Below are 23548 nucleotides of genomic sequence, written 5' to 3'. Positions count from 1 at the left end.
ATAATATGAATAGTATCATGATAAATTCTCGTTCTGAATGGAAAAAAAACGGCGTCTACTTGTAAAAATCGAGCTTAATTATAAGGGGAGATAGAAACTTGAAAATGCCAAAATATGATTTGAATCAGTTCGTCTTGCATATTCATTTTACGCTCGACAAAGTTACATATCCTGGTTGGAAGGATGTCCGCAATCTGGTGAATGTTCATAGTTTATATTGGATTCATGAAGGAGAAGGGAGTTTTTATACTAATACTGAACATAAGGTGAAGGAAGGAATGATGGTTTACTTAAGACCTGGTCTGCAGATGTCGATGCGTTCAGAAATACATGCGCCGCTACGCATGACAATGGTGCTGTTTGATTGTGCGGAGCTTAACTACGATGTAGTTTGGAAGGACGTTAAGAGAATTGCGAAACTGAGTCTGCCTTTTTTAAATCAGTACAATTGCAAACAGGCAGAGGAATTAGGCATGCTCTTTGAGGAAATTCATCAAGAATGGGTGCCTGGAGTTGCACATGGTGCTGCAGTTTCCCAAGGTAAACTAAAAATAATGCTTCATAAGCTCCACAACATGGAGCAGCCCGATTGGAGCATAAATGAATCAAGTACATTAAGCGCCTTTAATAAGATAAAAAAATATATGGAAAACGGATACCAGGATAACATTAAAGTCGAACAGTTAGCGGAGCAATACAGCATTTCAGCAACCTATCTTCGCAAGCTCTTCCTTAAGTACACAGGAATGGGACCAAAAGAGTATCTTAGTTATATCCGTAACGAGCGAGCGTGCAGTTATTTAATATATACAGACTATCAAATTAAAGAGATTGCAAGATTATGCGGTTATTTTGAAGAATATCATTTTAGTAAGATGTTTAAACAATTAAATGACCTATCACCAAGTTCATATCGGAAGATTCATAAAAAGATAGAGTGAGCTTTTAAAAGGCATGGAACCTCTTTAAGAAATGGCACGTATATAATTTAGTTTAAATAGGTGGAAGTTTGATTTATATAAAAGGTAATAAGGGGGAGGGATTCTTTATGAATTTTTCTAACAAACAGTTGCAAGATTTAATTCAAGGAAAGATTGTTGGCGATAGCTTTCCTTATTGTACAAAAAATGAGGAAGAAATTGAGGCACATATCCGAAGGTTATTTCATCGAATAAATCGAATACCTAATATCGTTTGTGAAGCAGAATGGAATCATTTTGGCAGTGGCTATGCCTCCTTTATTGAATTTTTTTGTTATCAAAAAGAGGATGTTACTGTCGTTAAGGAAATTAACAACATTAAAGAGTTACAGACAGAAGGAATTATTATTGATATTTGTCGTTTAGCACCTGTAGCAATTATGGGGGAAGATACTAGATATAAGACAATGCGGACAGATACGAACGAAATAATTGGCGGTGGATACGGTTGTTTATTTGGTGGTCCACATCTGTTAAATATTAGTGAGAAATACGAGACTATTGTGAGAAAACTGGAGTATGCGCTAAAAGAATTTGAATATGAACGGTTAGAAACAGAAAAAATACACCAGCCTTTATCCTTTCAAGCAAAAATCCCAACTATATATAGTAATTCTAACGATTATGTAATTATGGACGCTATCTTTTATTGGGAAGATTAGATTTTCTTGTATTCCAAAAAAACTATGTATGGATAAATAACTTAAGGTGGCGACATGTTATGGCTTTTCCTATCAAGGTTATGGCATGCTCATGTAAGATAATAGATGGATTCATGCTTGAGTTGCCAGAGAGTCCTGATATCAATCAAGTGGGTAAAGCTGACAGAATTAAAGGATATGGCTCTTTATTCAAATATAAAGGACCATATCATCAACTATACAAACAACAAGATAAATATTGAGTTATTGTAATAGCTGACTTTAGAAGATAACTTTACGAGAGATGGTGGCTTGTGAATGGGGATGTCAGAATACTATAAAAATATACGTTCGAAAATTGGTAACGAGCTAATATTAATGCCAAGTGTTGCTGCCATTATCAGGAATGATTCTGGAGAAATCTTATTACAAAACAAGGGGAATGGGGAAAAGTGGAGTCTTCCTGCTGGTGCAATAGAGCCAGGAGAAGCACCTGCCGAAGCAATGGTTCGTGAAGTATGGGAAGAGACCGGATTAATTGTTTTGCCGAGAAAGTTAGTAGGAGTGTTTGGCGGAAAAGAATTTCGTTATCAATATCCAAATGGCCATCAAGTCGAATATAACGTTTTTATGTTTCAGTGCGAAATTACCAGCGGCAATCTGAATCCTCATGATCAAGAAACGGCAGAGCTTCAATACTTTAGACCAGATAGGATTCCGGAACTTGCATTACCTTATCCAAAAGACATATTTTTACAAAAAAGGGATGAGCTTTATTTTCAGTGGAATAAACATTGGCTAGAGAAGCTTCCAGAGTAGGATTGTTCGATTTCTAACGTAAAAAAGCAGTGTAACTGAGGAGAAATAAACATGCTGATAATAACAGAAAATGTAAAAGGGAAACGGTATAACCATTTAATGGATTTGCTTACCAGACATTGTAATAAGTTTGCCTTCGTTGAGAATGAGATGGAGGAAGAGAGCCATGCTGCAATTGATGCCAGGATTGTTTATATAAAGGAACACTTGCTGGAAAGGAAAATTCAACGAGAATGGGAAACAACGAAACTTCCTGAGGCCACCGCATATGTTTCTTATTTTCAATTAAATAATGCCACAAGGGATTTCCTGAAGGAAAACAGCAATTCCCTTTTTAGCTGGCTCCATCCAAAATTGCCGGAAGACTTAATGTTTTATCAGAATGATAAATGTATATTAGCTGGATGTTCACACGAGGGCTACTTTATAGTGGAAGAGACCTTGTGGGGAGAATTTCTATTAAATACAGAGCGGTGATTTGCCAGCTCTGTATTTAATTTTTTTAGTTATGCGACCTTCTGTGGGAGAGTCTATACTGGTGAGGAGTCGTTCCAACGAGTTTTTTGAATAACTGGATAAAATAAGATACACTTTTGAAGCCTAAGCTTTCACCAATTAATTCAATAGATTTATTTGTCATTTCTAGCAATTGACAAGCTTCTTTTATTCTCCGAATGGTAAGATACTCTGTTAAACTACTTCCCGTTTCACGCTTGAAACTTCTTGATATATATGATTTTGATAAATGAAGCTCATTTGATAAATGTTCTAAGTCAAAGGGCTCCTTATAATGTGCTTCTATCCAATTCATTATCTTTTCAGAGTAGAATAATGGCCGTAATTTATTGTTTGAGGTTGAATCAGGATTAGCATCGGTGCTGTTTATACGGATACATGAGAGCAATTGCATTAAAAAAAGCTGGCTGTCTTCTTCCCAGTTGTTTGTTTGCAGTGATTTATTAAATTGTTCATACAGCTCATACATATAGTTATAATCATTTTCTAAATCAAAAGCTTGAAGTTCGTTTACTCCAAACTGTAATTTTTTTAACAAGGCACTCAGTCCTGGGAAAAAATTTAGGTTTTTCTCTCCGAATGACATTGTATCAAAGTGAAGAATACTTCTCTCATAAGGAGATTGGGGGGATACTTCTACATATACCTTATGTAATTGAAATGGCTGGAAAAAGAAAAGCATTCCTTTTTTTAACTCATAAGTCTGTTGGTTAACTATTACGCGCCCTTGTCCACGATATACAAATAAAAGTTCGCAACCTTGATGCCAGTGATAATATCCTTGGAAATTCTGCTCAGAAACCCTGCGATAAACCCAGTTAAATGGTTTAAGATCTATTTGTTCAAATAAATTCTTCATATAATTCCTCCATATAGTATTCAAACATTGAAAAACTTATTATTTAAGGTTCAAGAACAATAGAGCGACATTTTTGGTTATTTAACAAACACTTTTAGAATAATACGTAAGTTATAATTTAGTAAAGAATTTGGTGATAAAAAGAAAGGAAATCGGAGGAGGAAAATGTGAGCGTCTCAAATGATAACGATCGAGAGTATTGGCTGCAATCCATGCTGAAAATTGCAAGTCCGGTGCTTCAAAACTTAAAAAATAAATCATTAAAAAAAGTAATGCCAGTCGAGATGAAGGAAGGCACAAATCGTCAACAATTCACTCATTTGGAAGCGCTGTCCCGACTGCTCGTTGGGATGGCTCCATGGCTGGAAAGGAAAAGTGAAAATAAGGAGGAAGAAGCACTTCGTATGGAATATGGTGAGCTGGCACGCATAGCTATTGATGCAGGCACAGATCCGCACTCTCCTGATTATATGAATTTTTCAACAGATTTTCAGCCGATTGTTGATACTGCTTTTTTAGCGCATGCATTTCTTAGAGCTCCTGATGAACTATGGAAAAAACTAAGTGGTAGGGTTAAAAACAATGTGATACTTGCAATGAAAGCTACCCGAACAAAAAAACCAATCTTTTCTAACTGGCTTTTATTTTCTGCATTAATTGAAGCCTTTTTATATAAAGTGGGAGAAAAGGATTGGGATCCGATGCGTATTGATTTTGCTGTAAAGCAATTTGATCAATGGTATTTGGGAGATGGTGTATACAGTGATGGACCTGAGTTTCATTATGATTATTATAATAGCTTTGTTATCCATCCTATGCTTGTAGATTTATTAGAAACTGTTGGTGAAGAGTACACAGATTGGCTGGGAAAAAAGGAAACCTTTATGGAAAGATCAAAAAGATATGCAGTTATTCAAGAGCGCATGATTTCTCCGGAGGGAACATTTCCGCCAGTGGGAAGATCTATTGCTTACCGTTTTGGTGTTTTTCAAACTTTAGCTCACCATGCACTTCGCAAGGATTTACCTAAGACACTTGCTCCAGAACAAGTTAGAAGTGCACTGACTCAAGTTATAAAACGGACACTGGAAGCTCCGGGCACATTTACAGAGTCAGGGTGGCTGACTATTGGTTTTTGCGGCCATCAACCAGGGATTGGGGAAGGATATATTTCTACAGGCAGTGTTTATTTGTGTGCGGCCGTTTTCTTGCCATTAGGTTTGGCCGAATCAGATCCATTTTGGAGTAATTCTTCAATGGAATGGACGGCAAAAAGAGCTTGGTCAGGGAATAACTTTCCAATTGATCATTGTTTATAATACTAGAACGAATCTGATGAAGTCCATATCTGAAAGGGGAAAGTAGAGATGAGTACGATTCACGAAGAAATGAAGCATGATAAATTTAAAGCCAAAGCTGTTTTAGATTCAAAATGGCTTGAAGAGGAAATTCAGTATGTTTTGCAAAAAATCGATGAAAATCTAGACCTATTTACGGAGAAGGTACCATCGGCTGCATCAACAAATTTAATGTATATTCCTGAAGATAATAATGATTGGACTGCTAGCTTTTGGATTGGAATGCTTTATTTAGCTTACGAATATACAGGGAATGATAAATATCTTGATGTAATAAAAACCCAGCTTGAAAGCTTTAGTGAACGCTTAACGAAGAATATTCAGTTAGAAACACATGATATTGGTTTTTTATACTCTTTATCCTGTGTGGCGGGCTACCAAGTGCTGAAAGATGAAACCGCAAAAGAAATAGCGATAAAAGCAGCTGATAAGCTGATTACTCGGTATCATCAAAAGGCGAAGATTATTCAAGCATGGGGCGATTTATCTGACCCAGAACAGCTTGGAAGGATGATTATAGATTGTAATATGAATTTGCCGTTATTATATTTTGCTTCCAGAGAAACAGGTAATCAGAAGTATTATAATATTGCCGTAAATCATGCTAAACAAGCAGCCAAGTATATTGTGAGAGAAGACGCATCAACATACCATACCTTTTATATGGATACAGAGAATGGTGAACCGCTTTATGGAAAGACTGCGCAAGGATATACCGATCAATCGTGCTGGGCCCGTGGCCAGGCATGGGGAGTATACGGTTTTGCATTAAGCTACGTACATACAGGGGATAGAGAGTTTCTTGATATTGCTGAAAAACTGGCAAACTACTTTTTAAATCGTCTTCCTGATGATAATATTTGCTATTGGGACTTAGTCTTTACAGAAGGAAAGGAGGAACGTGACAGTTCTGCTGCAGCCATCATGGCTTGTGGACTACTCGAATTAAGCAAGCACTTGCCAGTTTCCCATCAATATAAGGAAGTCTATGAAAATGCAGCCATAAAAATGATTAAGTCACTAGCTGAAAGCTATACTACTAAAAAAGCTCACTCCAATGGTATTTTGTTGCATGCAGTCTACTCTAAGCCTGACAATAATGGGGTAGACGAGTGCTGTATCTGGGGAGATTACTATTATTTAGAAGCATTAATACGAACAGTCATGAGCTGGAAGATGTACTGGTAAAAAAAAGAAAAAAAGCATAATTCCATGGATAAAGGAATTGTGCTTTATAACCTTATAGAAACTTCTGTTCCATCTTTAAGGCTTGTTTCAACCAGCAGTAAACCGCTTTGGCTGGAAAGCTCTCTTAGCAAAGGCTTTAAGTCATACCTGCTAATATAAGGGATTTGAAATTTTGTTTTTCCGGATTTTTCGATTGCACCATTCACAAGCACGAGAATTCTCTTTGAAGTTAGAATTCTAATGACAAGATGTAAAATAGCATATGGAACTGGAATAATAAAGCGTTTCCCATTTACTTTAACTTTTACCTTCATCATATTACTCAACTGTAACCAATACTTTGTCACCATTTGCTGCTGTAACATCTACAATTTGTCCGTCCAATTCATTATCAATTGCATCTATTAACAGTGCAATGTCAATATCCTTCACATATTTTTCGGATTGGGGAATTCTCTCCGCAATACTAGAGCCTACATTTAAGACAGCTTTTATAAGTTTAATTGGCAGATTAACGTTGACATTATCCCCGTTTTCCGAAGTAACACGGATCTTTAGCATTTTGTTTAAATAGGAGGCTGAGGTATGTTTTTGTAGATTGACCTTGTTGTCTTTTCCTTGCAGGGCATCAATTAATTCAGCAGCTTTGTCTTTACTCAGCTTACCTTCTTCAACCATTGTTAAAACTCTTGAAATTTCTTCGCTCATTTAGGATTCCTCCCCATTTAATAATTCAATTGCTTCTTCAGCAGTTATTTCGCCTTTTTCCAGCATTAAGATTACTTTTTTACGATCAATTTTATCTGCTTTCTTAGTGGTAGAATAACCAAGAGAAGAGATAATATCATCTAATTTCCCGCGGACAGTTGGATAAGAAATACCAAGGTCTTTTTCAACCTCTTTTATATTTCCGCGGCATTTTAAGAAAGTCTCGATAAAGCTGAGCTGTTCTTTGTTAAGATTTGCAAAATTAGAAAGTTCGAATTCATTTTCGATAGTGGTATGACAATGAGTACACTGTAGCCGGGTAATTTTTAATTGCTTTGCACAAACAGGGCACTCTGAAATAAGAGGATAAGCCATAATTCCCTCCTTTTTTTATTTATAATGCAATCATACATTAATAATTAAATAAAATAAACAATAAAATTAAATAAACAAAAAAAATAACTTAATTAGTTTAATATATTCAATTTAAATATTAAATAATTTTATTTTAGTGTGTGGATTTTAATTTTAACTTGGGTTGTTTTATTTGAATTGGTAAATTTAGTGAAAGGAGAAGGGGTTATAGGAAGGAATCTAGAAATAATCTTTATCCGGTGAAATAGAAGGTTATCATAATAGGGGGATTCTAATGAAGAATATAACCTTATCTAACGGCACCACTGTTGAAGTTGAATGTTTAAGCTGTGCCTTAACAAGCGGAATAATTGAACCAGATGGTGGTGCAGTATATGAAACTGAACATTTTCACGCACATCAAGATGTTGCTTATCCAATTAAAGGGTTAATGATATTAGCTTCTAAGCGGCATATAAAATGCTTCGATGAACTAACGGACCAAGAGCAGTTAGATTATATAAAGACCTTGTCAAAGATTAGGCATGCTCAAAGGAAAGTTTTGGGAATAGAGTATGTTTATTATTTTTATAATGATGACACAGCACATCATTTTCATACTTGGATGGTCCCAAGGTATGATTGGATGGCGGGCTTTGGAAGTTCCATTGAATCAGTAAGACCAATCTTACTTTATGCTAGAAACGAAATGAATAATAAAGAAAATATAGATGAGGTAATGGCTGCAATTAATTCTCTCAGGAAAGAGCTAAATAATGATGTTTAGGAATTAGTACATTACGAAACAAATCTCATAACATACACGATTTGCGGAACAATATAGTTGGAGGTGAATACAGTGTCTAACAGAAAAGCTGATCCATCAACAATTGGTTTAGGTTCTACAAATGTTCAAGGACAAGGTACTACAATGAAAGAAACGGGGAACAGAAAGTCTGATTCTTCGCGAAAGAAGCAAAAACAATCTTAATATTGGATGAAGAAAAAACAGACGGACTCCGTCTGTTTTTTAGATATTCGCCAACTTGATGGCATTTGCGAGAGAGGAATTGACTGAGATATTATCGAATTTTAAACCGAGCTGAATAGCGGTTTGAGCAACTTCAGGACGAATGCCAGAAAGGTCGGTTTTAACGCCGATTAATGATAATGCTTCGATTAGTTGAAAGATTTGATGTGCAACCATTGTATCAATAATGACTACACCGGAAAGGTCAAGAAGCAATCTGTTTACTCCTAAACGGTTGCATTGCTCTAACGTTTTCTCAAGTAGGATTTTCGCACGTGCTGTGTCAATCTCCCCAACTAATGGCAATAATGCTGTTTGGTTATTTAAGGCAATAACAGGTGTGCTGAGTTCAAGAATTAACTCCTGCTGAGCATGCAGTCTTTTTTCGGAGTTGCGATTATACTCTTTTGTAAACCATTCAATCACATTAGCCATTGTTTCTGTAACAACCTGATATATTGTATGTATTTCGCTTACGGCAAGATTATCTTTATGTTCCTCGATAAATTCTGTCATTAAATCAAGGTACTGCTTTTGCGTTCTGTGAAATTCGCGGATGATAAAATGAATCGGGGTTTGCGAATGTTCCTGATCCTGCGCTACCTTAAGTATCCACTGTTCAAAATCAGCTGAAAATTTTCCTTCTTCCTTACGAAATACTTCTGCAAAGTTCTCGTGGAACTCATAGTTTTGTTGCTTCACGCCTTTAATGATTTCTGGATCATTAGAAGCATAAACTCCGCTGCTATTGGATTTATCTAGACTTTCATACCAGTCTTCTGTTATTTGCCATGTTTTTTTTACAAAAAAATGATAAAGTTCATTATTTGAATACATTTCAATCCTCCTGTTGGTGCAATTATAGGTTGTCCATAGAATTTTACACTATCTGAGTTCATCCGTCTAAAGTATTGGGTGGTGATCATGTATTTTTACTGCATTGTAAAACAAAATCCCCCTTAATGGGGGATGGTAAAATAATTTTACAAATAGGTTTTTAATGTATCTTGCAGTGTACCTCGTGTTTCCGCATCTTTTTCGAAGCGGATGCCTGCATGAACCATTTTTTTGACAAGTTCAGGTCTAAGTCCTGTAAGGATTGCCTTACAGCCCATCATGGAGATTCCAGCTAAAATCTTTTCAAAGTAATCAATCACATCCATTTCCATTCTCGCAATCCCGGAAAGGTCAATGATGAGTGTTTGAATTCTTGAATCTGCAATATCATTTAATACCTTTTCTTCAATCACTCTAATTCGATACGAATCAATTGCTCCAATAAGAGGTAATACTGAAACAGATTGCTTAACTGGAATGATTGGAACAGACAAATGTTCTACCATTTCTCTTTGTCTATATAGCATTTCATCTTTAAAGTTTGAGTAATTAAGAAAGAAGCTGTTTAAGAATTTATCCATTTTTTCATTTATGCTTTTTTCTAAGATATAAAAATTATTGCGGTCTGATATTATATTCTGCTGTTCATCAATAATATAGATAAAATGCCATATTGTTCTTCTAATTGCCTGCACCCACTCCAGTTTTAACTCTAAAGTTAATGAGTGCTTTGCCCAAGCAATTCCTTCGACTTTAGCAAAAGAAACCAATTCTTCCTCTTTTTCGTCCATAACGAAAAATGTCATTTTTTTGGCGTTTTTTAATAAATCGATGTTTCCCTTATTTAAGATATCCGTAATTTTTGTTGAGACATTAACTGCTTCCGTAAGCAATTTGCTTTCAAACTTATCCCCATTTTCATTAATAAATATCTTTACTTCATCTTTAATATTATTAATTGGATTCATTTTTAACTACTCCTCTTGGCTTTGTTAATTAATATGTACCCCTTTATCTATAAATCATTATATATAAAATACTGCTTGGAGAGCAATTATTGTTTCATTACCAAAATATTTTAGGGGAAGGATAGGCTTCCTATCTTTGCAACACAATAAATATATGAGTTACCCAATAAAGGAAAGTAGGTGGAATTAATGAAATATGAACAGTTGGCAAAGGATATTATTGCAAATGTTGGAGGTAAAGAAAATGTCAACAGCGTTGTTCATTGTATTACTCGCTTGCGCTTCAAGTTAAAAGATGAAAGCAAGGCTCAGACCGATATAATTAAAAATATGGAAGGTGTAGTAACTGTTATGAAAAGCGGTGGCCAGTATCAGGTGGTCATCGGAAATCACGTTCCAGACGTATATAAGGCGGTAGTGGAGGTTGGCGGGCTTAATACACAATCGTCGTCTGAAGATAACGGAGGCGGAGAAAAGCAAGGGATATTTAATCAATTCATTGATATTATTTCCAGCATCTTTACACCTGTACTAGGTGTTTTGGCAGCAACCGGGATGATCAAGGGGTTTAATGCGTTATTTTTAGCATTAGGCTGGCTTGAGGCAACATCTGGAACTTATCAAATATTAAATGCACTCGGTGATTCCTTATTTTATTTCTTCCCGATATTCCTAGGGTATACAGCCAGCAAAAAGTTTGGTGGCACAACTTTTATTGGGATGGTAATAGGTGCTTCCCTTGTTTATCCGACCTTAACAACGTTAACGACAGGTACACCGATTACTACATTATTTTCAGGCACTGTGTTTCAGTCACCAGTATTTATTACGTTTTTAGGGGTGCCTGTTATATTAATGAGCTATGCTTCTTCTGTAATACCGATCATCCTAGCCGCTTATTTTGGAGTGAAGCTGGAGAAGTTTTTTAAAAAAATTATTCCAGATGTTGTTAAAACCTTCTTAGTTCCATTCTTTACACTTTTAATCGCAGTGCCGATAACGTTTTTAGTGATTGGACCGATTGCCACTTGGGCAGGTGTATTAATTGGACAAGCTACACTTTGGCTATATAATCTCAGTCCAATTATTGCCGGTATTTTCGTCGGCGGATTATGGCAGGTTTTTGTTATTTTCGGCCTGCATTGGGGGCTTGTGCCGATTGCGATTAACAACCTGACTGTGCACGGAGCAGATCCGATACTCGGCACGATGTTTGCTGCATCTTTTGCACAAATTGGTGCTGTGCTTGGTGTATGGTTAAGAACAAAACAGCAAAAATATAAAACATTAAGCATTCCTGCATTCATTTCCGGCATATTCGGGGTTACAGAGCCTGCCATTTACGGAATAACGTTGCCATTAAAAAAACCATTTATTATCAGCTGTATTGCAGCGGCTGTCGGCGGAGGAATTCTTGGCTTTGCCAAGTCGCAAATATATATGGTCGGAGGGTTGGGAATCTTCGGAATTCCTACTTATATTGATCCAAAAGCTGGCATAACTTTTGCCTTCTGGGGTGCTGTTATTGCCATTATTGTCGGCTTTATCTTAGCATTCATTTTAACGTATTTGTTTGGCAATTCTAAAACAGAAACAGCAGATACGACGGCTAACAACCAGGCAAATAAAGAGGAACCGCCAGCAGTTAAGCTCGCTGATGAGGTTATATATAGTCCGATAAACGGCGAAGTCTTATCATTATCTTTGCTTAAAGATGAAGCATTTGCATCAGGAGCGTTAGGTCAAGGGGTTGCAATTGAACCTTCTGAAGGTAAAGTATATTCTCCAGTAGATGGTACTGTCACAGCGCTTTTTCCTACAAACCATGCAATTGGAATCACTTCTGACAATGGTTCAGAAATCTTAATCCATGTTGGGATGGATACGGTTGAATTAAATGGCAAGTTTTTTACCGCACATGTCAGCCATGGAACGAGAGTAAAAAAAGGTCAGCTGTTAATTGATTTCGACTTAACGGAAATCAAAAAAGCAGGCTATGTTGTTTCTACACCTGTGATTGTGACAAACCAAGGAGATTTTGAACAAATAACACCAACCGAACAAAAGCAAACAAAAGTTGGAGAACAATTAATAGAAACAAAAATAAAAGCTTAAATAATGAACAGAGGTGATGAAAATGAGCAGGTCTGTGCAATTTCCAGACGGTTTTTTGTGGGGCGGTGCTGTTGCTGCAAATCAGTTGGAGGGTGCTTATCAGGAGGATGGCAAAGGTTTATCGACAGCAGATGTTTCTCCTAATGGAATCATGAGTCCACCTGATTTCTCGATGGAAAAATTTAATTTATATCATGAAGGTATTGATTTTTATCATAAGTATAAAGAGGATATTGCTTTGTTTGCGGAAATGGGCTTTAAAGCATTTCGTTTTTCCATTGCATGGTCGCGGATATTTCCTAATGGAGATGACCAGCAGTCTAACGAAAACGGACTTCAATTCTATGATGACATGATTGATGAATTGCGAAGACATAATATAGAACCAGTTGTAACGATTTCCCACTATGAGATGCCGCTTAACCTTGTTGAAAAATATGGCGGCTGGAAAAACCGGCAAGTTGTAAGCTATTATGAAAAATTTGCGAAAACTATTTTCAAGCGGTACCGCAATAAGGTTAAATATTGGATGACTTTTAACGAAATCAATGTACTGCTGCATGCTCCATTTACTGGAGGCGGTCTATTGTTTAAGGATGGCGTTAAAAATGAACAAGACATTTACCAAGCGGCACACCATCAGTTTGTAGCAAGTGCCCTGGCTGTGAAAGCAGGTCATGAGGAAATTCCGGAATCGCAGATTGGCTGTATGATTGCTTCAATGATAACTTATCCATACAGTTCAAAACCAGAAGATATGTTTGCTGCTTTAACTCAAGACAGAAAGACATTGTTCTTTTCAGATGTTCAGTCTCGAGGATACTATCCAACTTATATGACGAATTATTTTGCTGATAATGGCATTAACATTGAAATGGATACAGGGGATTTGGAGCTTTTACAAGATTATACGGTTGATTATATCGGATTCAGCTATTATATGTCATTTGTAGCTAGCACAGACCCCGAACATCAAGCAGGCAAGGCATCTGGCAATTTATTTGAAGGCGTAAAAAACCCTTATTTAGAATCATCTGAATGGGGCTGGCAAATTGATCCGGTCGGATTAAGAACAGTCTGCAACCAGCTGTATGACCGCTATCAAAAGCCATTATTCATTGTTGAGAACGGACTTGGTGCAGTGGACAAGCTGGAGGAAGACGGTACCATTCAAGATGATTATCGAATTGACTACCTACGGAAGCATATTTATGAAATGAAAAATGCAATTGGTGATGGTGTAGAAATAATGGGTTATACCTCCTGGGGTCCAATTGATTTAGTCAGTGCCTCTACAGCAGAGCTGAAGAAGCGATATGGCTTTATTTATGTAGATAAAGACAGTGAAGGAAAAGGCTCGAATGAGCGACTAAGAAAAAAGAGCTTTTATTGGTATAAACAAGTGCTTGAATCGAATGGAGAAGTATTGTAACGCATAAAGATTAGGACCCTAGAATAGAGATAGGGTCCTGATTGTTTACACTGTTAAAACAGGAACAGTATTAACATCCTGATTGATGCAGACCTTGTTTCTTCCTGTTCTTTTTGCTTGATACAAGGCTTTATCCGCTTCTTCTATAAGGGAGCAAATATTATCCGTTGTTTCAGGGAAGCTTGCTGCACCGATTGACACTGTAATGTTTATGGTCTCATTCGAGCTAATAATAAATGGTGTATTTTCGACGATTTTCCTGATGCGCTCACCAATTTCGTAAGCCCTTTCGAGCGAACAATCTAATAAAATAACCGAAAATTCTTCTCCGCCATTTCTGCTCACGATGTCGAAAGAACGGGTTGTATTATGGAGGAGATTTCCTAATGCTTTTAATACGATATCTCCATCGCCATGTCCGTAATTGTCGTTAATATGCTTGAAGAAATCAATATCGATATACAAAAAAGAAAGCTTTTCTCCTTTTTGCCCAACACTTTCAGCGAGTGAATTAAAAACCTCATCAAATTTCCTAACGTTATTTAAGCCAGTCAGTCCATCAGTTGTTGACTCTAATTTATACTTCTCAAATAGTATTGTCTTTTTTCTTAATAGCTCCAGCATATAAAAGGCAAGGATGCCGGCAGCATAAGAGGCGATCCAATAAATAGGAAGGAGGACATACAGTGCTGCTGTGCTTTCAACTAGAAAAACAGCCGTAACTGACAAGATAATATTGTTAGTAGTTAAAAGAATTGCAATTTTCACCTGCAAGCTGCCTTTTGATTTAGGAGAAAACAGGACTGCAAATAATGACACAATCGTGATATACCCTATTGCTATTAAAGATGTCACACTTATTCCTATTAACAGCCTTCCGACAATAAAGAACAACAAAGATATGGTTACGGGAATAAAACCGCCATAGAAACCCACCAAAATAATAGGGATATGTCTCAAATCAAAGATGGAATCGCCAATATGGATACTGTAAAACATTAATATATCAGACGAGATACCGGCAACTATCCCAGCAAAAATTTTATAGTTCATATTAGAATTACGATTTAATGGTGTTTTCAAAAGTTGTGTATATAAAAAAATAAGTGATGTCAAAATGGCAAAATTTGCGAACAGTTCTTTTAATATCATAATTATCACCACAGCTAATTTACCATAACAAGAGCCGTTTTGTAACTAGTACTTTTCACCAAACTTTTTGGTAGTTTTAATGGTGCTTACATATCAATACGAGGAAGCTTACCTTTATGCTAAGCAAGAAAAAATCCCGGTGGAATTATCCATCGGGCTGACTCATTTAATAGTCTTTAATAAAACTTCAGGGAGGTCACTTAGGAACAGCCCTTCGCTTAAAAGCTTAATATCATGATGTATTTGTTGCTTGATTGCAGGATCTTCACATTTATAGTAATCGTCCATTAATCGTTTCAGTTCATGGCAAATCAGTTCAATTTGAATCATCCAACTATCCTTTCATTTGTAGACCTAATAATTATTATGCAATAACTGTAAGAATGATGGAAGAGCTTCGACAAAAGAAGTGAGATAGTGATGCAAATTATGTAAAGAATTTTTCGATTAGATGAAAAAAATGGTTGCTATTTCTTAATAATTGGATATAATAACCATAATATTAAGAAAATCGAAGATGAAGAGAGTAGTCAGTTGTGGAGAGTAAAGCGAGTCAAGAATGGTGGGAGCTTGGCATGAAGCAATTGATGAACCGCACTTTTGAGATGCATTCCTGAAAAATCAAATAGGGAATGCCGGGGAATGCCTCGTTAAAAACTGGAGTGGTTTTTCATTTTGGAAAACAATTAGAGTGGTACCACGGGATAATATTAAAGCTCCCGTCTCTTATTTATATAAGAGACGGGAGCTTTTTATTTGGAGGGAAAGAAATGGACATTAAAGGTGAATTTGCTGAAATTCTTTTTGAGGCTTTAGGTGGAGAAATTAATAAAGGCAAGCTAATTTTTATGATGGAAAACCCGAAGTTTGCAAATTTAGGAGACTTGGCTTTTCCTTGTTTTGAATTGGCAAAAGTATTCCGAAAATCGCCCCAAAGTATAGCTCAGGAATTAGTTCCAAAAATGAAGGCATCAAAGTTTGAAAAAGTGGAAGCTGTTGGCGGCTACTTAAATGTGTTTTTGAATAAAAACAAAGTGTCACAGGCAGTCTTGGAACAGGTGCTTAACAAAAAAGCGCAATACGGGGATTTAAGTATTGGCACAAACAAGGTAATGACAATTGATTTTTCTTCTCCCAATATTGCGAAGCCTTTTTCAATGGGACATTTACGTTCAACAGTAATTGGGAATGCTTTAGCATTAATTTCTGAAAAATGTGGATACCGCACAATTAGAATTAACCATTTAGGCGACTGGGGAACGCAATTTGGAAAATTAATACTTGCATATAAACTATGGGGCAATGAGGAAGAGGTAAAGCAGCAGCCCATAAGAGAGCTGTTGAAATTGTATGTGAAATTTCATGAAGAAGCGCTTCAATCCCCTGACTTAGAGAGTGATGCTCGGCATTGGTTTAAAAAATTAGAACAGGCTGATCCAGAAGCAGTGGCTTTGTGGGAATGGTTTCGGGCTGAATCCTTACAGGAATTCACAAAAATTTATGAATTAATGGGTATTCACTTTGATACCTTTGACGGGGAGGCGTTTTTTAATGACAAGATGGATAAGGTTATCCGAAAACTTGAAGAACTGAATCTGCTTCAAGAATCAGACGGAGCACAATTAGTTCCTCTTGAAGGCATGCCTCCATCCTTAATTAAAAAAAGGGACGGAGCAACACTGTATGCAACCCGTGATTTAGCAGCAGCGATTTACCGGCAGGAAACATATCACTTTGATCAAGCACTATATGTTGTCGGCAATGAACAAACATTGCATTTTAAGCAATTATTTGCTCTGTTAGATAAGATGGGAAACAAATGGCAGCAAGGAATGAAGCATGTTTCTTTTGGCATGATGCTTAAAGAGGGCAAAAAAATGTCAACGCGAAAAGGGAAGGTTGTTCTATTAGAAGAAGTGCTAAAATGTGCCATCTCCCTTGCATTGGAAGATATTAAACTGAAAAATCCTAATCTTAGCAACAAAGAGGAAATCGCTAAACAAGTTGGTACAGGTGCAGTTATCTTTCATGATTTAAAGAACTTCCGCCAAAACGACATTGAGTTTTCTCTCGAAGATATGTTGAAGTTTGAGGGAGAAACTGGGCCGTACGTACAATACAGCCATGCCCGGGCTGCTTCGTTGCTGAAAAAGGGTAATTTTAAAGCAGAGGCAGCAGCTTTAGGGACTCAAGAGGAAGAAGCATGGTCCATTATTATGACGTTAAATGCTTTTCCGGAAACAGTCAAAAAATCACTGGAAGATTATGATCCGTCTCAAATTGCTAAATATGTTGTGGAACTAGCGAGAGCTTTTAATAAGTATTACGGAACTGTACGCATTTTAGATGATGAAAACCTTAAGCAACAAAGATTAACACTTGTATATGCAGTGAGAATGGTTTTGAAAGAAGGTCTCCGGCTGTTAGGGTTAAAAGCACCAGAGGAAATGTAAGTGTATATTGGAGTACTTAAGGCAGGAGGCAGTGCAGCTTTCCTGCCTTTTATTTCGTTTTTTTCCTAATTTAAGGACCATACTAATTATCATTAAGGAGGTAAAAAACATGAGATTATCCTATATCATGGATCTAATAATTGCGATGATGGGTTCTATGTCTAATCAGAGAACTCTCGATACGAGAAGAGTTGATTCTCACATAGAGAAATTAAATCAACTGGTTTGGTTTCAACAACTATTTGCAGAGGAAAAATATCGGAAATTATTTATAACAAATTATAAGATACGCCACTATTTGGACAGTCCATTTCGCGTGAAAAGACTGGAGAACAGCACAAAAACGCAAGAAAGGTTTTTGAAACTGCTGAATAAGCAATTAGCAAAGGGAAGGAAACGTACTATCTAAAGAGATAAATTATACCCTATCAAAAAAAGGAAAATGATAGGGATATATGCTGCTAGACAGTTTCTTTATATGAATTAAATTTTATGTTCTTTTACTATTTTCAAAAAAATGGATGTGTCTATGGGGAAATGCGGTTTCTGCAAAGGGGGAGCGTTAATATACTGTAATTGTAAATAAGAATTCATTGGTGATAGGAAAGAACGCCGTGAAAATCAGTTTGATATAAGAAGGCTACATCTACATTTTAAAAGAATTTTTGTTAACTACAAAAAAATGGACAAGCCAATTTTACTAGTTTATAGCCTTCCACCATTTTTTATATAAAAGGAGAAGATATTATGGCTAAAATTAAAAAACCTGTATTCCCTGAACCTGAAGAGCCAGAAGTGCCAGAAGAAGAGGAAGAAACTGCAGAAGAAATGATGGTACTCGCTGCATATATTCCGATTGCAAAAATGGGCCGCTTTGCAGGTATTGCTATTGGCACACCTGTAACTGTTTATACAGACAATGCTTACTATGCTTCCATCTATGGTTATTTCCAAGGACTTGTGAAAGACAAAAAAGATATCCTTGCGTTAATCTTGTCTAACGGAGTGCTATTCCGCATTCCTGTTAAAGAAGCTAAATTTGTAGCTCCAGGTGCTTCATATCCAAAAGAGTAACATTTAAGAAAAATTAAGTAATTTGAATAAATGATGTTAGGAACTTTCCTTCCTAATGTTTTCTTCTTTACACCCTCAAATCTTATGAAATTCCTCTATTAAAAAGGTGCATTTCATGGAAATGCACCTTTTTCTATCTTCTATTAAGGTTGCCAAGAGAATGTGACAGCACTTTTGGGAGAAAGACTGTAAGTAAAGTAAGTGCCGTTAGTCTCGATTTGAAAGCTTTTCTCCTTATCCATAGGATTCAGTGCTAGGAGGATAATAGATTTGTCTGGATTTTGGTAAGCAACCGTTTCAATAGTGCCTGGAAAATTGGATGAATAAATTCTTACTGCATGAGGCTGGACAAATTTGCTGGCATGTCCAAGGGCATAGTATTCTGCATTTTTCGTTGTAGTCCCTGTTTTTTTGTCTATTGTTAACAACCCTGTACATATACTGCAGCCTCCGTTTACAGGACCGTTATTTTCATCTAGTGCGATATTCCACATTAGCACAGCTTTTGCCCAATTGCGCGGGCCGCCAATCATAAGATTGCTCATCTGCCAGCTGAAATTATCAGCAAAGCTTTCACTCCATTTACCTGAACTGCATTCAGTAAGATAAATATGTTTAGAAGGAAAATTTTCATGAATTTGTGCCATAGCAGCAGGAGTTCCTTCGTAGCAGTGGAAAGCAGTTCCATCGATATACTCTGCAGCTGTACTGTCTTCAAATAATGCACTTGTGTATTGGACAGCACTGTCCCAATTATGATCAAACCCTATGATTTTTGTCTCCAAGTTATTTGCCTGAAAAGCTGGACCTAAATACTGTCCAATGAATTTAGCCTGCTCCTCGGCACCCATACTCATAGAAGGGTAGTTAGCTGAAGTGAATTCTGGCTCATTTTGAATGGTAACGGCAGAAATATCTATTCCGTTGCTTTTATATGCTTTAACATAACGAACAAAGTAATCAGCATAAGCTTTATACACTTTGTCATTCGTATAATCTAAATACCAGCCATTCAACGTTTTTTCACCGAATTTCATCCAGGCAGGTGCACTCCAAGGCGTACCCAAGACTTGAATATCTTTATTTAATGTGAGAATATCTTGCAGACTCCCTACAACATCCTTGTCTTTTTTGATAGAAAAATAGTTCATATCATAATCTGGTTCACCGTTTGTGTCGTTATACGTATAACTGCTTGGATTTCCATTGACATCGACAGAAAAATCGGAAGAGCCAATAGTATGCCTGACTATTGATAGATTAATTCCCTTGCTTGTAAATAAGTCCGTTAAAATGCTGTTTCGCTCAGAATCATCTTCATTCTGTAGCAAATAGGCAGTTGATCCAGTTACAGCAGCACCAAACCCGTCCATTTGTTGATAGGCAGTATTCGGCTCAATTGCTACAGTAGGGAGAGAAGGGGAGTGCTGATTTGAAAAATACAGGGAATCCTTTTTCTCTAGTAAATCTGCCTGATCACCTGTCGTCTGCCAGACCAATACTTCTGTTTCGTCCACTGTCTTTTGGTTACTCGTCTTGTTAACAGGGTTCATATATGCAAAGATAAGCAGTGCTAGCAGGAGCATAAGCAGCAACAGGAACGTCCATATTTTGTATTTAATCATAAATTTAGTTCCTCCTGAAAAAAGATCCCCACAAAGCTTTTTTGTGGGGATTTTCTTTTCGATTATCTTTTTTATCTTTGTTGTTGTTTGTTATTAGTTTTTAGTATTGTTAGCTTTGTTTAACTGCTTGCTTGTTGATTTAGAAATAGTAACACTGCCTTTTAGACGAATGTCACTGGAAGAGCTGCCCACATAAACAGGCACATTACCTGAAGGAGTAACCCATTCGTTTTTCTTTTCATCATAATAAGAGAAGGCTTTTGCATCCAGTTTAATGGTCACTTTCTTCTCTTTTCCAGGTTTCAGCTCAACCTTACTGAAGCCTGCCAATTGTTTAGGAGCTGTCTCTACATTAGTAGGAAGCTTTCCAGTATAAACTTGGACAACCTCAGAGCCTGTAACATCACCTGTATTTTTTAAGTTTAATGTAACTTCAACTGTTGGTTCAGTAGATTTCTTTGTACCTTTCACCTTTGTTTTTAACTTGTTATACTTGAAATCTGTATAAGACAAGCCATGTCCAAAGGAGAAGGCTGCTTCAATGCCAGATTGCTCATAGCCGCGGTAGCCAACAAAAATATCCTCTGAATACTTAACAGCTTCGTCAATGCCAGGATATTGTTCCTCTGAAGAAACTGGTGTGGAATCTTCATCGACAGGGAATGTGACTGGCAGTTTTCCAGAAGGGTTTACATCGCCGAATAATACATCAGCAATCGCATTTCCTTGTTCTTGACCTGGATACCATGCTTGCACGATCGATTCGACCTTGTTTTTCCAGTCTCCCATTTTAACTGCAATGCCGCTTTCATTGACAACTACGACATTTTTATTTACCTTCGCTACTTCTTTAATTAACTGTTCTTGGTTATTAGGCAGTTCCATGTCCGAACGATCTACATAACCTTCACTATCATATGTTCTTGTTACAATAACAGCTGCATCTGATTTTTTCGCTAAGTCAACAGCATCAGCAATATTTTCGTCAACAATATTGTCTGCAGCTTCCCAGCCAAAGCGTAATTGACCGCCATTATCATTTCCAGACGCTTCTTTGTAGTCCGTTTTATACTCGATTTTTACATCATAATTTTTGTTTGCTTCCAGAGTAACTGTTTTTTCAATTGTATTCAATTGTTCTCCAGCGTTATCAATCACTAGAGTTCCATCAAGATACACTTTGCTTGAACCATAGCTTGTCGTAGAAAGGTTATACTCTCCAGACTTTGGAACATTGATTACACCAGTGTATCTTGCAGACATCATGCCGTTTAAGCTTGTTGGCAGGCTGTCCAATTTTGAAGATTGTGCATTAAAACCTTCATAGTTATAGAAACCAAGATTTAAGTTTACTTGTTTAGCAGTATGCTCATATTCTGGATTTCCTTCCATGTTCTTATTAGACCAGTATTCAGCTTTTAATCCATTTTCATCAGAATCAGCCTCTGGCATTAAGAAAGAAGATGGAACGGCATCAGGACCTGGTAAGATATCTCCAGCACTGATGGAATCTGTACCAGGCGCATATTCAACTTGTACATCTGCTCCTGCACGATTCTTAATACCTTCTAGCGGACTTACTGTATATGTTGGATTAACTAGGGAGCTTCCTCCGCCAGCTGCTGATGCAGTATCAGCATCAGGTCCAATAACAGCAATTGAATCCAGCTTATCTGTATTTAATGGCAAAATGTCCTTCTTATTTTGCAGTAACACCATCGTTTCTGCAGCTATTTGTCGGGCGATTTCGCCATGTGCGGCCACATCGATTGGGTTGTTTTGTGTTGGGTTATCGAATAATCCTTTATCAAACATTTGGTAAAGAATTCGGTATGCACTTTGATTAACTGTTTCTTCACTTACTTTTCCATCCTTCACAGCCTGCAAGAGCTCTTCGCCCCATACTCCAAAAGGCTCACCTGGTGTTTCTAAGTCGAGTCCTGCATTAATTGACTCAGCTGTGCTGACATTAGCTCCGTAGTCACTCATCACGAAACCTTCAAAGTTTAAGCTGTCTCTTAACAAATCAGTCAGTAAATCAGGATTTTCGCATGCATAAACGCCATTTACTTTATTGAAAGAGCACATAACACTTCCTAAATCAGCATTTTCAATGACGCTTGCAAAAGGGCTTGCATAGATTTCATTGATTGCTCGTTCACTAGCTTGAGAGTCGCTTGTAAAGCGGTCCTTTTCTTGATTGTTCAATAAGTAATGCTTGGCTGTTACCAAGACATTATTGCTTTGAATGGCATTTACATAACTAGATGCCATTTGTCCTTGTAAGTATGGATCCTCACCTAAAGATTCAAAGTTTCTTGCCCCGAAAGGATTGCGGGCAATATCTAGCCCAGGGCCAAGCATAACATTATGTGTTGTATTGAATGCTTCATTTCCAATCAAATCACCATATTCTTCTGCTGTCTCCGTATTCCATGTTGCTGCAAGGCCGATTGCGGAAGGCAAAGCAGTTGATTGTTTGTTTTGAATTTCAGGATTGGCAATGCGGACACCTAGAGGCCCATCTGCCATTTGTAAGGCAGGAATACCGTATTTCTCTAATCCTTCGTTATAAAATCCGTAATAGTTGTTAACATTGCCAGTAATAAAGTCTACTTTATCCTCCAATGTCATAGCTTCTACTAAAGTTTGAGTTCTTTCCTCAGCAGAAAGACTCTTGTCCATCCATGAAAACTCTTCAGCAGATGTTTCCAATGGAGGCGCTGCAAGACCGAGCACCATTGTAAATAAGATGCTAGCTTTTGTCAGTTTGCGTTTCCCCTCTGATAATAAAGCCATCATTTCACTCCTTTTTTTATATTGAGTAGGCCTTGTAATATTTGTCTCTAATTAGTTTGGCCTACCGCTTGAACACCTAACATCATAGCGGAGTGAGTCAGAAAGACCATAGAGAGAATGTTGTAATTTTTAAGAGAGGAAAAAGTGAGATTTTGGCTAAGAAAAGGAAGATTGTTGAAGGAACATCATCTGATTCTCCTGCGAAATTTGTAAATAAAGGAATGAGTGACGGTTACAGAGAAAATGACCAAATATCTATTGAAAAAAGTGAATTACATAATTATGACAAACTATTCTGAAATATTAGCAATAGCTTAGACAACAGAATGTAACAATAAAAAATAAGCGTCATTTTAAGAAATATTGGTGTTTAGATTTGTAATATTATTACGGAAAAATGGGAGAGATATAAAAAAGAGAACCAAGGTCAAGATTAAAGTGTACCCTTTGTAAAGGACATTTTATAAAAAGTCTATGCTGCTGTAAGAAGATGATCTCTGTATTGAACAGGGATCATCTTTTTTAAGTTCCATTGGTATCTATAGTAATTGTAATAAATCATATATTGTTTGATTTCCTTTTTTACTTCATCTAAACTTGTACATGTTTTAATAGAGGTTTCATCTTTAAGATGGCCAAA

The 23548-nt window shown here is 36.8% G+C and carries 24 protein-coding genes and 1 other annotated feature; of the genes, 14 read left to right on the top strand and 10 right to left on the bottom strand.

The genetic code is table 11. From position 1 onward, the window contains the following. The first annotated feature begins 104 nt into the window (after nucleotides 1-104). From M3600_RS17755 to M3600_RS17735, 5 genes are all read left to right on the top strand, one after another. A complete protein-coding gene (locus tag M3600_RS17755) occupies nucleotides 105-941 on the top strand; it encodes an AraC family transcriptional regulator (RefSeq protein WP_251646969.1) in 837 nt (278 codons plus the stop codon). 107 nt (nucleotides 942-1048) lie between these two features. Next, complete coding sequence (locus M3600_RS17750) at nucleotides 1049-1642, top strand: hypothetical protein (protein ID WP_251646915.1); 594 nt, start codon at nucleotides 1049-1051, stop codon at nucleotides 1640-1642. Nucleotides 1643-1701: 59 nt separating this feature from the next. Continuing rightward, a complete protein-coding gene (locus M3600_RS17745; protein WP_251646913.1) occupies nucleotides 1702-1884 on the top strand; it encodes a hypothetical protein in 183 nt (60 codons plus the stop codon). A gap of 55 nt (nucleotides 1885-1939) precedes the next feature. Further along, the gene (locus tag M3600_RS17740) at nucleotides 1940-2440 is read left to right on the top strand and encodes an NUDIX hydrolase (RefSeq protein ID WP_251646911.1); all 501 of its coding nucleotides are present in this window, start codon (nucleotides 1940-1942) and stop codon (nucleotides 2438-2440) included. Nucleotides 2441-2491: 51 nt separating this feature from the next. Next, the gene (locus M3600_RS17735; RefSeq protein ID WP_237942405.1) at nucleotides 2492-2917 is read left to right on the top strand and encodes a stage III sporulation protein AH; all 426 of its coding nucleotides are present in this window, start codon (nucleotides 2492-2494) and stop codon (nucleotides 2915-2917) included. Between the two features lie 25 nt (nucleotides 2918-2942). Here M3600_RS17735 and M3600_RS17730 read toward each other — a convergent pair whose 3' ends face one another. Continuing rightward, entirely contained in the window at nucleotides 2943-3815 is an 873-nt protein-coding gene (locus tag M3600_RS17730; RefSeq protein ID WP_251646910.1) for an AraC family transcriptional regulator, read from the bottom strand. 167 nt (nucleotides 3816-3982) lie between these two features. Between M3600_RS17730 and M3600_RS17725 the strand changes: the two genes are divergently transcribed. After that, entirely contained in the window at nucleotides 3983-5134 is a 1152-nt protein-coding gene (locus M3600_RS17725; protein ID WP_282581455.1) for a DUF2264 domain-containing protein, read from the top strand. 48 nt (nucleotides 5135-5182) lie between these two features. Further along, nucleotides 5183-6361: a glycoside hydrolase family 88 protein gene (locus M3600_RS17720; protein WP_251646909.1), complete on the top strand. Its 1179-nt coding sequence runs from the start codon at nucleotides 5183-5185 to the stop codon at nucleotides 6359-6361. Nucleotides 6362-6405: 44 nt separating this feature from the next. On the opposite strand, the gene M3600_RS17715 is transcribed toward M3600_RS17720, so the two are convergent. From M3600_RS17715 to M3600_RS17705, 3 genes are read right to left on the bottom strand one after another with little or no spacing between them, the layout of a single operon-like run. After that, nucleotides 6406-6678, bottom strand: coding sequence for a hypothetical protein (locus tag M3600_RS17715; protein WP_233315517.1), 273 nt, complete (start codon nucleotides 6676-6678; stop codon nucleotides 6406-6408). Nucleotide 6679: 1 nt separating this feature from the next. Then, entirely contained in the window at nucleotides 6680-7069 is a 390-nt protein-coding gene (locus M3600_RS17710) for an SHOCT-like domain-containing protein (protein WP_233315516.1), read from the bottom strand. After that, entirely contained in the window at nucleotides 7070-7444 is a 375-nt protein-coding gene (locus tag M3600_RS17705) for a DUF2089 domain-containing protein (protein ID WP_233315515.1), read from the bottom strand. 274 nt (nucleotides 7445-7718) lie between these two features. Here M3600_RS17705 and M3600_RS17700 point away from each other — a divergent pair, with 274 nt between their 5' ends. Together M3600_RS17700 and M3600_RS17695 are read left to right on the top strand one after the other, a co-directional pair. Further along, nucleotides 7719-8210: an HIT family protein gene (locus tag M3600_RS17700; RefSeq protein ID WP_251646908.1), complete on the top strand. Its 492-nt coding sequence runs from the start codon at nucleotides 7719-7721 to the stop codon at nucleotides 8208-8210. A 72-nt stretch (nucleotides 8211-8282) separates the two neighbouring features. Next, the gene (locus M3600_RS17695) at nucleotides 8283-8414 is read left to right on the top strand and encodes a YuzL family protein (RefSeq protein WP_233315513.1); all 132 of its coding nucleotides are present in this window, start codon (nucleotides 8283-8285) and stop codon (nucleotides 8412-8414) included. A gap of 39 nt (nucleotides 8415-8453) precedes the next feature. Here M3600_RS17695 and M3600_RS17690 read toward each other — a convergent pair whose 3' ends face one another. Beyond that, on the bottom strand, nucleotides 8454-9290 hold the full coding sequence (locus M3600_RS17690; RefSeq protein WP_233315512.1) for an STAS domain-containing protein: 837 nt from the start codon (nucleotides 9288-9290) through the stop codon (nucleotides 8454-8456). Nucleotides 9291-9436: 146 nt separating this feature from the next. Further along, entirely contained in the window at nucleotides 9437-10258 is an 822-nt protein-coding gene (locus M3600_RS17685; RefSeq protein WP_233315511.1) for an STAS domain-containing protein, read from the bottom strand. A 189-nt stretch (nucleotides 10259-10447) separates the two neighbouring features. On the opposite strand from M3600_RS17685, the gene M3600_RS17680 reads away from it, so the two are divergent. Next, nucleotides 10448-12373, top strand: a complete 1926-nt coding sequence (locus tag M3600_RS17680; RefSeq protein ID WP_251646907.1) for a beta-glucoside-specific PTS transporter subunit IIABC — start codon at nucleotides 10448-10450, stop codon at nucleotides 12371-12373. Between the two features lie 22 nt (nucleotides 12374-12395). Beyond that, on the top strand, nucleotides 12396-13805 hold the full coding sequence (gene bglH / locus M3600_RS17675) for an aryl-phospho-beta-d-glucosidase (protein ID WP_251646906.1): 1410 nt from the start codon (nucleotides 12396-12398) through the stop codon (nucleotides 13803-13805). A 45-nt stretch (nucleotides 13806-13850) separates the two neighbouring features. On the opposite strand, the gene M3600_RS17670 is transcribed toward bglH, so the two are convergent. Then, entirely contained in the window at nucleotides 13851-14957 is a 1107-nt protein-coding gene (locus M3600_RS17670) for a GGDEF domain-containing protein (protein ID WP_233315508.1), read from the bottom strand. A gap of 505 nt (nucleotides 14958-15462) precedes the next feature. Continuing rightward, nucleotides 15463-15687, top strand: a binding site (T-box leader). A gap of 40 nt (nucleotides 15688-15727) precedes the next feature. Here M3600_RS17670 and argS point away from each other — a divergent pair. The 3 genes from argS (at nucleotide 15728) to M3600_RS17655 (ending at nucleotide 18484) form a co-directional block, all read left to right on the top strand. Beyond that, nucleotides 15728-17410 carry an arginine--tRNA ligase gene (argS, locus tag M3600_RS17665; RefSeq protein ID WP_251646905.1) on the top strand — a complete coding sequence of 561 codons (1683 nt, stop codon included), beginning with the start codon at nucleotides 15728-15730 and terminating at the stop codon, nucleotides 17408-17410. A gap of 109 nt (nucleotides 17411-17519) precedes the next feature. Next, nucleotides 17520-17819, top strand: coding sequence for a hypothetical protein (locus M3600_RS17660; RefSeq protein WP_251646903.1), 300 nt, complete (start codon nucleotides 17520-17522; stop codon nucleotides 17817-17819). A gap of 338 nt (nucleotides 17820-18157) precedes the next feature. Then, nucleotides 18158-18484 carry a hypothetical protein gene (locus tag M3600_RS17655; RefSeq protein ID WP_233315505.1) on the top strand — a complete coding sequence of 109 codons (327 nt, stop codon included), beginning with the start codon at nucleotides 18158-18160 and terminating at the stop codon, nucleotides 18482-18484. Nucleotides 18485-18627: 143 nt separating this feature from the next. On the opposite strand, the gene M3600_RS17650 is transcribed toward M3600_RS17655, so the two are convergent. The 3 genes from M3600_RS17650 to M3600_RS17640 form a co-directional block, all read right to left on the bottom strand. Beyond that, nucleotides 18628-20109, bottom strand: coding sequence for a glycoside hydrolase family 30 protein (locus M3600_RS17650; RefSeq protein WP_251646901.1), 1482 nt, complete (start codon nucleotides 20107-20109; stop codon nucleotides 18628-18630). A gap of 93 nt (nucleotides 20110-20202) precedes the next feature. Beyond that, a complete protein-coding gene (locus M3600_RS17645; RefSeq protein ID WP_251646898.1) occupies nucleotides 20203-22911 on the bottom strand; it encodes a beta-glucosidase in 2709 nt (902 codons plus the stop codon). A 469-nt stretch (nucleotides 22912-23380) separates the two neighbouring features. Continuing rightward, nucleotides 23381-23548: IS3 family transposase (locus M3600_RS17640; protein ID WP_251646968.1), on the bottom strand; the 168-nt coding region annotated here is incomplete at its 5' end.

This window comes from Niallia sp. MER 6 (genome assembly GCF_023714395.1).
Taxonomy (GTDB): Bacteria; Bacillota; Bacilli; order Bacillales; family Cytobacillaceae; genus Niallia.
Note: the sequence above shows the minus strand (reverse complement) of the source record. Positions and strands in the feature narration are given on the sequence as shown.